At 68.4% G+C, this 11764-nt stretch carries 12 protein-coding genes; 2 read left to right on the top strand and 10 right to left on the bottom strand.

What is annotated here, in order from left to right; genetic code table 11:
- Positions 1-239: 239 nt before the first annotated feature.
- From DFQ14_RS16235 to DFQ14_RS16215, 6 genes are all read right to left on the bottom strand, one after another.
- On the bottom strand, positions 240-2210 hold the full coding sequence (locus DFQ14_RS16235; RefSeq protein ID WP_114454142.1) for a vWA domain-containing protein: 1971 nt from the start codon (positions 2208-2210) through the stop codon (positions 240-242).
- Positions 2210-3613, bottom strand: a complete 1404-nt coding sequence (locus DFQ14_RS16230) for a sigma 54-interacting transcriptional regulator (protein ID WP_246195606.1) — start codon at positions 3611-3613, stop codon at positions 2210-2212. The genes DFQ14_RS16235 and DFQ14_RS16230 overlap by 1 nt, the downstream gene beginning before the upstream one ends.
- A 61-nt stretch (positions 3614-3674) precedes the next feature.
- Entirely contained in the window at positions 3675-3812 is a 138-nt protein-coding gene (locus tag DFQ14_RS21910) for a hypothetical protein (RefSeq protein ID WP_158546711.1), read from the bottom strand.
- Between the two features lie 6 nt (positions 3813-3818).
- On the bottom strand, positions 3819-4766 hold the full coding sequence (locus DFQ14_RS16225) for an MBL fold metallo-hydrolase (RefSeq protein ID WP_420810183.1): 948 nt from the start codon (positions 4764-4766) through the stop codon (positions 3819-3821).
- Positions 4767-4792: 26 nt separating this feature from the next.
- Positions 4793-5584, bottom strand: a complete 792-nt coding sequence (locus DFQ14_RS16220) for an SCO1664 family protein (protein WP_114454141.1) — start codon at positions 5582-5584, stop codon at positions 4793-4795.
- 6 nt (positions 5585-5590) lie between these two features.
- Positions 5591-6157 carry a DUF3090 domain-containing protein gene (locus DFQ14_RS16215; RefSeq protein WP_114454140.1) on the bottom strand — a complete coding sequence of 189 codons (567 nt, stop codon included), beginning with the start codon at positions 6155-6157 and terminating at the stop codon, positions 5591-5593.
- A 307-nt stretch (positions 6158-6464) separates the two neighbouring features.
- On the opposite strand from DFQ14_RS16215, the gene DFQ14_RS16210 reads away from it, so the two are divergent.
- Together DFQ14_RS16210 and DFQ14_RS16205 are read left to right on the top strand one after the other, a co-directional pair.
- A complete protein-coding gene (locus DFQ14_RS16210; protein ID WP_114454139.1) occupies positions 6465-7391 on the top strand; it encodes a S66 peptidase family protein in 927 nt (308 codons plus the stop codon).
- 3 nt (positions 7392-7394) lie between these two features.
- Positions 7395-8027 carry a nucleoside/nucleotide kinase family protein gene (locus tag DFQ14_RS16205; RefSeq protein ID WP_114454138.1) on the top strand — a complete coding sequence of 211 codons (633 nt, stop codon included), beginning with the start codon at positions 7395-7397 and terminating at the stop codon, positions 8025-8027.
- A gap of 41 nt (positions 8028-8068) precedes the next feature.
- Here the strand turns inward: DFQ14_RS16205 and DFQ14_RS16200 are convergent, their stop codons facing one another.
- The 4 genes from DFQ14_RS16200 to DFQ14_RS16185 all read right to left on the bottom strand — a co-directional run bounded on the left by DFQ14_RS16200 (position 8069) and on the right by DFQ14_RS16185 (position 11572).
- On the bottom strand, positions 8069-8803 hold the full coding sequence (locus tag DFQ14_RS16200; protein WP_246195605.1) for an Imm1 family immunity protein: 735 nt from the start codon (positions 8801-8803) through the stop codon (positions 8069-8071).
- A 38-nt stretch (positions 8804-8841) separates the two neighbouring features.
- Positions 8842-10071: an RNA-guided endonuclease InsQ/TnpB family protein gene (locus DFQ14_RS16195; RefSeq protein WP_114454221.1), complete on the bottom strand. Its 1230-nt coding sequence runs from the start codon at positions 10069-10071 to the stop codon at positions 8842-8844.
- 298 nt (positions 10072-10369) lie between these two features.
- Positions 10370-11191, bottom strand: a complete 822-nt coding sequence (locus DFQ14_RS16190) for an enoyl-CoA hydratase/isomerase family protein (RefSeq protein ID WP_114454136.1) — start codon at positions 11189-11191, stop codon at positions 10370-10372.
- Positions 11192-11362: 171 nt separating this feature from the next.
- Positions 11363-11572 (bottom strand): helix-turn-helix domain-containing protein, encoded by a 210-nt coding sequence (locus DFQ14_RS16185; protein WP_114454220.1) that lies wholly within the window; start codon positions 11570-11572, stop codon positions 11363-11365.
- Positions 11573-11764: the final 192 nt, after the last annotated feature.

Raw genomic sequence — 11764 nt, 5'->3', positions numbered from 1 at the left:
TCAAGCCGAGCCACCGGCGGCGGCACGGTAAGCGATCGCTGTGGCCTGCCGGAACGGAGGTCAGCAAGCCCTCTGCTCGATTCCCTGTGCTCGGCCGAGTACGAGCACGACCGATCCTGATCGGAGTGAGAACAGGATAAGGCGGCAGCGCCACCGATGCGAGCCGGACCGATGCGAGCCGGCGAGACCCGGTTCGTTCAACGGCACTCGTTCAACGGCACTCGTTCAACGGCACTCGTTCAGCGGCGCCGCCTGGTGTGGAGGTAGTCCCCGACGACCGCGGCGCCGAGCCCGTCGGCCGTCGGAGCGACGACGCGCCCCCGTGACTTTCGGGCGAGAATGTCGACGAAGGCCGCCAACCGATCGTCCTCGCCGAGCATGAAGACGCTGAGTGCGGCATCCAGGCGGCTCAACGCATCCGCTTCGGACAACGTGACCGACAGTGTTCGTGGCGTCGGGGGGTAGTCGAACACCGCCGCACCATCCGGCTCCAGGTGTGCGGTCGGCTCACCATCGGTGATCACGAGCACGACCGGCTGCGCGTCGGGATGGCGCCGGAGGTGTCGCCCGGCCAGCAGGAGCGCGTGGTGCATGTTCGTCCCCTGCTCCCAGGCTCCCTCCAGAGCCGTCAGCCCGCCCACGTCCACCGTCGCGGCGTACCGACCGAACGTGATCAACTGCAGGGAATCCGAGCGGTAGCGGGTGGAGATCAGATGGTGCAGCGCGAGTGCCGTGCGCTTCATCGGCACCCACCGCCCGTCCTGGACCATCGACCACGACGTGTCCACGCACAACGCCACGGCCGCACGGGATCGCTGCTCGACTTCCGTCACCTCGAGATCGGACAGCTCCAGCTGTGCCGAGGGCACTCCGGCAGCACTGTCCCGGGCCCTGCGCAGAACGGCGTTGCGTACGGTCCGGGCGGCGTCCCACGGCTCGGAATCACCGAAACTCCACGGCCGGGTGGCTCCGGTCGGCTCTCCCGCCGCGCCCGTGCGATTCGTGTCACGCTCACCGCGGCGCGAACGCAACTGCGCGATCATCGAGCGCAGCGCGGTCTCCCCCAAGCGGCGCAGGGCTCGGGGGCTCAGCCGCAGACTTCCCTCCGGCCCCCGTTGAAGCATGCCCTGCTGCCGCAGTTGCCGGTCCAGTTCCGACAACCGCTGCGCGTCCACCGCCGCCTGCTCACCGAGTTGCCTGCCCAACGCCTCCAGATCGATGTCCTCCAGCCGCGCACCGGGGTAGGACTGGCCCAACTGCTCGGCCAACCGCTCCAGCTCCCCCAGCTCGGCCATCGCCGCCGTGGCCGCGCCGAGCCCCATCGGCTCGTCCCCGCGGAATCGTGTCCGCGAGTCCCAGTCCTCATCAGGACGCAGTGACCGCAATTGTGCGTCCATCCGCTCGAGCGCCCGAGCGATCCGAGGGTCACCGAACGCCTGCTGCGACAGCGAGGCGAGCTCGTTGCGTTGCTGCTCACTCATCGAGTTCAGCAGTCGCCGAGCGGCGGCCGAACGCTCGGCCAGCGCATCGACGAGCTCGTCCACGGTGCGGGGGTTCTCCGGGAAGAACTCCCCGTAGTCGGCCATGAAGCGCTGGAAACGCCGTTCGACGTCGGCATCTCCCCGAGTGTGCGCCGCAAGGAGGTTCGACAGGGCGTCGAGCATCTCGCGGATCCGCTCGACGTCGTCGGGCGTGGTCTGCTGCAGCCCTTCCTTCATCCCCCGGAAGCGCTGCTCCAGCATCTCGCTGCCCAGCAGGCGCCGAATGTCTTCGAAGCTCTCCCGCGCCTGTGGTGAGCGCCAGTCGTAGTCGGCCAATTCCGAAACGGCACCCGCCGTGTCGGTGGGCAGCGCCGCCATCCGCAGTTCCCGGAACCGGGCATCCTCGCTGTGCTCGGCCGACAGCGCCTGCCGTTCCTGCTCGAGTGCACGGTCGAGAAGTTCGCGCACCTCGCGCATCGTTCCGTCGATCCGGTAATGCCGTTGCAGCTCGCTGCGGCGCTGCCACAGGCGTCGGGTGAGTTCGTCCAGGCCGGTGGTGTCTTCCGTCCCCGTGCGCAGCAGCTCGTCGAGGGCCGCGCGCGGCGAGGCGCCCTCCATGACCTCGCGGCCGATCTCGGCCAGCGCCGAACGCAGATCCGTCGGAGGTTCCAACGGATCGGCACCGCCGTGCCAGGCGCCGTACCGGTAGCGGCGGGAGTGATCGGACATCAGCCGTACACCATCCCGTCGTCGTCGGTGTCCTTGGCGAGTCGCTTGGCCAGGTACAGCGACTCCAGAGCAAGCTCCACGGCACTGGCGATCCTGCCCGGCGAGGCCTCGGCGCGGACACCGAGGCGTTCGGCCACCTGCTGGAGGACGGGCAGTTCGGGCAGTGCGGTCAGGACCTCGTGGGCGGCAATACGATCTCCGGTGGCCACCCGGTGTCCACCGGAGACGGCATCCACCAGCGACTGCATGTCGAGCCCGGCGAAGACGCCGCGGGCCGTGTCGGCGACGGAGCGGCGCAGCAGATATCCCAGCACTTCGTCCTCGCGGCCCTGTTCACCCGCCTCGAATTCCAGCTTGCCCCGCAACACCGGGATCACCGCATCCAGGTCGACGGGCCTGCCCACGGCAGCGGACTCCCCCGTGACCGCAGCTCGGTGCACGGCGGCCGCGGAAACCGTCTCCGCCGCGGCGATGGCGAACCGTGCCGACACACCGGAGCGCTGATCCACCGCGGGTGACTCGCGCAGATGGGCCACAAAACGGGCGAGCACCTCCAGCAGGTGGTCGCCGACCTCGGCCTCCAGAGCAGCCTCCTGCCGCACGAGCGCGATCTCGGCGTCGAGGGTCTCCGGATAGTGGGTTCGGATCTCCGCGCCGAATCGGTCCTTCAACGGCGTGATGATGCGGCCCCGGTTGGTGTAGTCCTCCGGATTGGCGGTGGCGACCAGGAACACGTCCAGCGGCAACCGCAGGCTGTAGCCGCGGATCTGGATATCGCGCTCGGCCATGACATTGAGCAGCGCCACCTGGATGCGCTCGGCCAGATCCGGCAGCTCGTTGATCGCCACGATGCCACGATGCGCCCTCGGTACCAGGCCGAAATGGATGGTCTCGGGATCGCCGAGGGACCTGCCTTCGGCGACCTTCACCGGGTCCACATCGCCGACGAGGTCGGCGACAGCGGTGTCCGGGGTGGCGAGCTTTTCGATGTAGCGCTCGCTGCGATGCCGCCACGCGACAGGCAGCGCATCGCCCTGCTCGGTGGCGCGGCGCCGCGATACCGGTGTGATCGGTTCGAGCGGGTGCTCGTCGAGCTCGGACCCCGAAATCACCGGGGTCCACTCGTCGAGCAGTTCGGGCAGGGCCCGCAGCAACCGGGTCTTGCCCTGACCGCGCTCACCGAGCAGGACCGTGTCGTGGCCGGCGAGCAGTGCCCGTTCGAGCTGCGGCAGCACGGTGCGGTCGAACCCGACGACCCCGGGCCAGAGTGTGCGGCCGGAACGCAGCGCTTCCAGCAGGTTGCCGCGCAGCTCCGCTTTCACACTGCGGGGATGATGTCCCCGGGCGCGGAGCTCGCCTGCCGTGCGAGGCAGTTCCGCGGGCTGTGCCAGCGTGTCCGTCACGACGTCGACGCTACCGCCTTGCGCGAGCACCCGCCGCTCATCGCGCTGCCACGGCCGGTGCTCAGCCTCGAGCGGTCACCACCGAGTCGAGCGGTTCCAGGGTGCCATCCACCGCCTTGGTCGGACACTCGGAGTCGGGGCGCAGCCCACTCGGCGTCCGATCGACCTCGCGCAACCCCGCACGCTCGACGTGGTCCATCCGGCCTCATCCGTGATCGGCCGGGTGGTCCCTTCCGCCGAGGACGCGGGTCTCCCCCACGGCGAGATCCCACAGCTCGTCCGGATCGCGCCCGGCCTCACGCCAGGCTTTGCGTACCCGGTTCAACGGTTCCACGGGCGGTTCCTGGCTGAGCGCGAAGGCGCCCCAGTGCATCCCCGCCATGCGCGCGGCGCCGAGATCCGAGGCCGCCCGTACCGCCTCCTCGGGACACATGTGCACCGGCCGCATGAACCAGCGCGGTTCGTACGCCCCGATCGGCAGCATTGCGACGTCGATATCGGGATAGCGGCGTCCGATCTCGGTGAAGTACTCGCCGTAGCCACTGTCGCCCGCGTGATACAGCCGTCGCCCGTCCGGTGCGGTGATGACCCAGCCACCCCACAGGCTATGGCAGAAGTCCCACAACGTGCGGCGACTCCAGTGGTGCGCGGGCACGAAATCGATGTCGATCCCGCCGATGCGGGTCGACTCCCACCAGTCCATCTCGGTGACCGAGGTGAAACCACGGCGGCCGAACCACATGGCCAGTCCCCGGGGCGCCAGCACCGGCGTGTCGCGCGGCAGGCGCCGCAACGTCGGGGCGTCGAGGTGATCGTAGTGATTGTGGCTGATCAGCACCGCGTCGATCGGCGGCAGTTCGGCGAATGCCACACCGGGCGGAGTGAGCCGCTGCCGTACCCCGGGAATACGTCCCGACCACACGGGGTCGACCAGCAGGTTGATACCGCAGGCACGGATCAGGTACGTCGCGTGCCCGACCCAGGTCACCGCCACGTCATCCGCGCCGATCGACGGGAGGCCGGTACGCAGGATCGGCACCCCGTCACCGTCGTTGCGGGTCATGCCGAGTCCCCCCACCCACAGCAGGAGCAGCATGTCGGAAAGTCCCGGTGGAGACACGGACAGCCGGTCGGCGAACGATCGACGTTTCACAGGCACCTCCACGTTGCGGTACTCGTCTAAAACGGTGGCCACGGGATCGCCGGCCACTCCCCCGACGGCGCCGGAAAGGCACCGTCGGCCAGCAGTCGGTCGATCCGTTCGGTCACGGCGTGCACTTCTTTCGGGGTGATATGGGCGGCGAGATCCTGCGCCAGCGGCCCCTCCAGCCGGGCCCGTAGATCGCCGAGGCGCTCGACGACCTCCTCCGGAAGTGCGTGTCCGAGCCATCCCCACAGCACGGTACGCAGTTTGTCGTCGGTGTTCAGGCTGACACCGTGGTCGATGCCCAGCACCCGTCCCTGCGGCGTGTGCAGCACGTGCCCGCCCTTGCGGTCCGCATTGTTGATCACCACGTCGAAGGCGGCGAGCAGCTGCAGCCGTTCGTGATCGGCATGGGCGAGCACGACCGGGTTTCCGTGGTGGTCCTGGGCGTGCAGCACGGGCAGCCAGCCGTCCGGCACCTCCGCAGGGGGGAGGAGATCGACCAGCTCGGAGCCCTCCTCGACGTCCACCCACAGCTGGAGCATGCCCGGTCCGAAGGGGCCTTCCCGCAGGAGCGTCGGCGGTACCAGTCCCCACCCGGTGGCCTCCGACAGCAGGCAGGAAGCCACCTCGCGGCCCGCAAGCGTCCCGTCCGGGAAGTCCCACAGCGGGCGCTCACCGCGCACGGGCTTGTAGACGCACTCCGCTTCGACTCCTTCGTGCTCGATGGAGCACAGCAGTGTCGCATTGGAGGCCTCCACCAACCGCCCCCGAACTTCGAGGTGCCCGTGCCGGAGCAGTTCCCAGGCGGCGTCGTCGGCGAGCACGGGCGACTATTCCTCTTCCGAGCGGCGGTACCCGTTCTGGCGCGGGCAGATGTGCCCCTCCGGGTCCAGCGGCTCCGAGCACAGCGGGCACGGCTTGCGGCCCGCGTTGATGACGCGCTCGGCACGCTCGGCGAAGGCACGCGCGTGGGCCGCGGTGAGAAACACCCGCACGGCATCGGGGCCCTCTTCGGTGTCGTCGAGCACCACCGACTCGTCGATCTCCTCCTCGGTGACCGCGAGCAGTTCGACGACGACGGCTTCGGTCTCGGCGTCCCAACCCAGCCCCATGGTTCCCACGCGGAACTCCTCCTCCACCGGAACGGCGAGCGGCTCGGAATCCACCAGTTCCTCGGGTGGTTCCGATGGGAGTTCGGTGTCGAACCGGCGCTGCACTTCCTCCAGCAGGGCACCGATCCGCTCGGAGAGCACCGAGACCTGCTGCTTTTCCAGCTGGACACTCACCGTGCGAACATCCTCGGTGGCCTGCAGGTAGAAAGTGCGCTCACCGGGCTCCCCGACCGTTCCCACGATGAAGCGGTCGGGCTGACGGAAGACGTGGATGACACGAGCCATGGCAACCTCGACACTAAGCCACGGGTCCCGCCGACGACTCGCCCCTCCCCCCATCCGGATTTCCCCGCTTCCGTGCAGGCAAATCGCCTCCGCAGAACACCGCAGCACGATTCCGCGGTTCCGGTACTGCCTGCAACCCTACGTTCGCCGAACGCGAACGCACACTCCGGCGGTCTCCCCGGCGCTCGCCCGACCGGGCGGACCGGAAGCCATCGCGGATAGGGTCGGCGCGTGATGGAGATCGCCGATTCCGGGTGCCGTCGACGGTCACTCGATCACCCCCACCTGCCGAGCCCCGCGATCGAGCATGTGTGAACGCAGGCGACCGCGCCGATTGCGGCCCGGCGATACCGTCGCCGTGGTGGCTCCTGCCGGGCCCGTCCCCGACGATCTCCTCGACGCGGGGCTCGCGCACCTCGAGTCCTGGGGTCTGCGCGTGGTGGTCGGCAAGCACGTCCGCCGACGGCACCCGCGGCTCGGGTACCTGGCCGCTACGGACGCCGACAGGGCCGCCGACCTGCAGCAGGCCTGGTGTGACCCGGCGGTGGCCGGGGTGCTGTGCGCACGCGGAGGATACGGCAGCATGCGCCTCCTCGACCGCATCGACTGGCCGGCGATGGCAGCGGCGGGACCCAAGATTCTGGCCGGCTCCAGTGATCTCACGGCGCTGCACGACGCGGTGGCCCGCCACCTCGGCCTGGCCAGCGTGTTCGGCCCGATGACAGCCACCCAAGCCTTCGTCGAGGACGCACCGGCGCGCGAGCACCTTCGCCGCACCCTGTTCGAGCCCGAATCCGTCACCACCCTGGAACAACCGGCCGCGGAAACACTGCTACCGGGACGTGCGCGAGGGGTCACCTACGGTGGAAACCTGAGCCTGCTTGCGGGGATGCTCGGGACTCCCGACGCGCAGGCACCGCCGGAGCGGGGAATCGCTCTGCTGGAGGATGTCACCGAGGAGCCCTACCGGCTGGACCGGTTCGTGACCCAGCTCCTGCGTGCCGGCTGGTTCGACCGGGCCGGCGCCATCGCCCTCGGTTCCTGGACCGACTGCGGCCCGCCGGAGCAGGTGCGGGCGGTGATGCTGGACCTGCTCGGCGACCTCGGCATCCCGATCCTGGGGGAGCTGGCCTTCGGCCACTGCGCGGGTCAGCACACCGTCCCACTCGGCGTCGCCGCCGAGCTGGACGCCGACGCTCGGCAGCTCACCCTCCTGCAGCCGGCCCTGGTGTGACCCGTGCGGATCCGCCCGATCACTCCGGACGCCCTCGTGACCGAGCTTGTCGACCTCGTGGAGGCGCACTCCACCGGCCCGTGGACCCGGGTCGCGATCGACGGCGCCCCGGAAGCAGGTACTGCCGAACTGGCCGACGCGATGGTGGATCCGCTCCGCGTGCGCGGACGCGAGGCGGTTCGGGTACGCACCCGCGACTACCTCCGCCCGGCCTCGTTGCGCCTGGAGCACGGCCACCACGACCCGGACTCGTACTACCGGGACTGGTTCGACTTCGACGGCCTGGTCCGCGAGGCGCTGGCCCCGCTCGCCGCCGGTGGCAACGGGTACGTGCTCCCGGCATTGCGGGATCCGGAAACCGGTCGATCACCCCGGCTGGCACGGATACCGCTGCAGCAGCGAGGAGTCGTGCTCGTCGACGGTCCCCTGCTGCTCGGCGGCAGCTTGCCGTTCGACCTCACCGTGCACCTGTGGCTTGCCCCCGCAACGCTCCAGCGACGCACCCCGCAAGCACAGCGCTGGCGGCTGCCCGCCTTCGACCGCTATGCGACCGAGGTGATCCCCGAGCGCACGGCCGACTGCGTCGTACGGGTCGACCGGCCCGGCCACCCCGCCGTCGTCGACGCCCTGTCCTGAGCGTCGTGCTCCGAACCCGAGGCTCCCGGCAGCGAAGCCGGTCAATCGCCCCAGCGTGCCCGCTGCCACTGCACCGACTCCGGACGCAGGCCGGTTCGGGTGAACTCGCTCAGCGCCGCACGCAGCTCCGGCAACGGAAGCACCGCGTCGCGGGGAAACGCCAGCGGGCTCCCCGCGTCGAAGCGCAGAACCGGTGCACCGTCCGGGGGCCGAGGGGTGTACGTATGCCAGGAGAGCAGCTCCCCCTCCTCGGTCTCCTCGGTGTAGTTCAGCACACCCAGCTCCTCCTCGGCCGCCGTGACCACTCGGATCTGCTGGTACGGACCACCGGACCGGTCGTTGTCATAGGGACGGTCCCAGACGTAGAGGTGTCCTGCCCGGCCCGGTTGCTCCGGGCGTAGCAGCCGATCGACCAGGGAGGGCTTCTCGTCGTCCCTCTCGGCACAGTGAGTTTTGCCGTCGATGACAGCCGTGGTCACCGTGATCCCCAGCTCGGTGTTGCGCGCACCGATCGCCTCCGCGCGGAGACCGTCGAGCCCGTCCCGAGCCTCGTTCAGCGCCCGAAGTGCGGCGCTCTGCTGCAGCACGAGGTCGCCCCAGTACGGGTGCCCTCGTACCTTGTTGAGGTCGGTGTAGGCGGATTCGGTGGTCTCGATCAGCTTGTCGATGCTCTCCAGCGGCACATCGGCGAGCCGCGCGAACACCTCCGCACTGGGCTCACGCGGTCCGGACTCGTCTTGCGACAGCGGATTCGACATCTCTTCCTTGCGCCCCACTGGATGGTGCTACGCACACGAACATGGTCCGATCTTGACTACTCCCTGCCTTGAAGGGCGGGGACTTCCTTCCGGCTCGCGCCGGAAAGTTCCTGCTTCTCAACCGACTGCCCCGTCCGGGAGGACTCCCGTTGAGGTCTCACACCGGCTCCACAGGCCGACACCGCCAGCCCGGCGGCCTTGATGTTCACTGCCGCGTTCACGTCCCGATCATGGGACGTTCCACAGCCGGAACACGTCCACGTGCGCATGTGCAGCGGCATCGCGCCGGCGAGCCTGCCGCAGACCGAACACGTCTTACTGGACGGGAACCAGCGATCGACCGCGATCACCGCACGGCCGTACCACTCGGCCTTGTACTCCAGCATCATGCGGAAATCGCGCCACGCGGCATCGCTGATCGCACGGGCGAGCGTGCCGTTTTTCACCATGTTGCGCACCTGAAGATCTTCGATCACGACCGTTTGGTTCTCACGGACGAGTCGAGTGGACACCTTGTGCAGGTGGTCGCGGCGCCGGTCGGTGATCCGCGCGTGGATGCGGGCCACCTTCCGCCGCGCCTTGGCACGGTTGTTGCTGCCCTTGTCCTTGCGGGCCAGTTCCCGCTGGGCTTTCGCCAACTTCTTCCGGTCGCGACGCTCGTGTTTCGGGTTGGTGATCTTCTCCCCGGTCGACAGGGTGGCCAGCGAGTCCAACCCGGCATCCACGCCAACCGTGTTGTCGGTGGTCGGAAAGTGCTCGGTGCTGGTTTCGACCAGGATCGACACGAACCACCGGTCGGCCGCATCGCGGGACACCGTCACCGTGGACGGTTCCGCCCCCTCGGGCAACGGTCGGGACCACACGATGGTCAGCGACTCAGCCATCTTCGCCAACGTCAACCGGCCGTCGCGCCACGTGAAGGCCGAGCGGGTGTACTCGGGCGACGGGCGGGACTTCTTTCGCGACTTGAACCGTGGATAGCGCGCCCGCTGAGCGAAGAAGTTCGCAAACGCCGTTTGCAGGTGCCGCAACGCCTGCTGCAACGGCACGCTGGACACCTCGCCCAAGTAGGACAGTTCCTCGGAGCGCTTCCACTCCGTGAGCATCTTCGAGGTTTCCGCGTAGTTCACCCGGCGATGCTCGGTGAACCACGCGCGGGTCCGCGCGTCCAGAGCGAGGTTGTAGACCTTGCGGACGCAACCGAACGTACGCAGCAACTCGGTGCGCTGCTGCTGCGTGGGATAGAAGCGGTACTTGTACGCCCGTTTCACCCGCGTCCTGGCCATGATCATATGGTAGCAATTTCGTATGTGAGAGCTCGTTCCGTGTTGGTCACCAACGACCATCCGGGAACGGCTCCTCCCCGGCTGAACGCCGAGGCTTCCACCGATTGGAAGTCCCGATGATGCCAAGAATCCGCACCCGGGTGAACGGCCGGTGGTCGTACCACTCGCCTCGTGCCCGTAACAGCAGGTGACGGGACCGCCGCGGAGAGTCCGCGGGGAGTTGCTCCACCCGCCACGCAGCCACACCGGGCGTTCTCGATCGGATGCCGGAGCGCCCGGCGCGTACCGCGTTTCCCGGTCAGCCGTATCCGAGCAGCTCGGCCATGTCGGCGATCCGGCGTAGCTGCGCCGCACGCTCGGCAGCGAGCTGCTGCTCGGGATCCACGGCCTCGTTGGCCTGCGACAGCAGCGACAAGGTCTCGCGGACCGCACCCGCCGGTGCCTGGGTCACGGCCTCCGCGAGCCGGTCAGTCGAGTCGGTCAGTTCCTGTACCGGCACCACCGAGTTGGCCAGGCCGAGCTGGAGCGCCTCCTGCGCCGGAACCTGCCTGCCGGTCAAGCAGATCTCGACCGCCTTCGCATACCCCGCTGCCTGGACCAGCGGCAAAGTGCCGCCGAGATCGGGCACGAGCCCCAATCCGGTCTCGGCCATGCACAGCGACGCGTCATCGGCCAGGACCCGCATGTCGCAGGCCAGCGCGAGCTGGAAGCCCGCACCGATCGCGTGTCCCTGCACGGCGGCGATGGTCACCCGGTCCGGTTCCCGGAGCCAGCTGAATCCCTGTTGGAATGTGTCGATATCGGCATCGGCCTGTTCCGTCGGCCGCTGTCCGAGGGAGATCAACCCCGGAGACCCCTCGACGTCCTCGGAACCGAAGAGCCTGCGATCGAGTCCGGCCGAAAATGATCTCCCCTCGGCACGGACGACGACGACCCGAACCTCGGAATCGAGGTTCCGGCCGATCTCGTGCAGCGCTTGCCAGGTATGCGGCGTCTGCGCGTTGAGCGTGTCCGGGCGATCGAGAGAGATGGTGGCACGTGACCCGTGGACCGAGAGCCGTACACCACCACGGTCCAACAGATCGGCTTCCACTGTCGAGTCCGCCAAGCGGTCCTCCATTGCGATTCATCAATGATCGGCCAAGGGCGGAGACCACCCTACAGACCGATCATCCATGAATTTTCTTGTGCCGATCACCATCGGCACGGGCTCCCGACAGCAGGAATGTCACGTGCCCGGCACCCCGGGAACTCCAGGCCGTGCCGGGCCACGCGTTCTTCGCCGCTGTTTCTACTTCTTCTTCGTCCGTGTCGCGCCCCCACGACCACGCAACTGCACTCCCGACTCGCTGAGAACGCGGTGCACGAAACCGTAGGAACGGCCGGTCTGCTCCGCGAGGGCACGAATACTGGCCCCTTTCTCGTACTTCTTCTTCAGGTCACTGGCAAGCTTGTCGCGTGCGCTTCCGGTGATACGCGCACCCTTCTTCAGGTCAGCCACAGTGTCCCCGCCTTCCCTGTCGAACAGGTCGGGCCGCTCGCGACCCCTGTCGTTGGCAATGATCGAACAGGAAAGCCGCAAACGCCAGGCGATCATGGAAAAAGATCCGGCAACGGTCGAGTTCAGCAGCCGATGATCATGGAAATGCGCTTCACCGTTCGTGACAACGCCGCAAAGAAGGCAGCGACCGAG

The sequence above is a fragment of the Halopolyspora algeriensis genome, from assembly GCF_003337235.1.
In the GTDB taxonomy this organism is placed as follows: domain Bacteria; phylum Actinomycetota; class Actinomycetes; order Mycobacteriales; family Pseudonocardiaceae; genus Haloactinomyces; species Haloactinomyces algeriensis.
The sequence above is the reverse complement of the archived record's forward strand: the minus strand, read 5'-3'. Positions and strand labels throughout refer to the sequence as shown.

Bases quoted from the DNA above. Each gene is read 5' to 3' on its own strand.
- DFQ14_RS16235 (WP_114454142.1), bottom strand. From the start codon at position 2,210: ATGTCCGATCACTCCCGCCGCTACCGGTACGGCGCCTGGCACGGCGGT.
- DFQ14_RS21910 (WP_158546711.1), bottom strand. From the start codon at position 3,812: ATGGACCACGTCGAGCGTGCGGGGTTGCGCGAGGTCGATCGGACGCCG.
- DFQ14_RS16215 (WP_114454140.1), bottom strand. From the start codon at position 6,157: ATGGCTCGTGTCATCCACGTCTTCCGTCAGCCCGACCGCTTCATCGTG.
- DFQ14_RS16210 (WP_114454139.1), top strand. From the start codon at position 6,465: ATGTGTGAACGCAGGCGACCGCGCCGATTGCGGCCCGGCGATACCGTC.
- DFQ14_RS16195 (WP_114454221.1), bottom strand. From the start codon at position 10,071: ATGGCCAGGACGCGGGTGAAACGGGCGTACAAGTACCGCTTCTATCCC.
- DFQ14_RS16190 (WP_114454136.1), bottom strand. From the start codon at position 11,191: ATGGAGGACCGCTTGGCGGACTCGACAGTGGAAGCCGATCTGTTGGAC.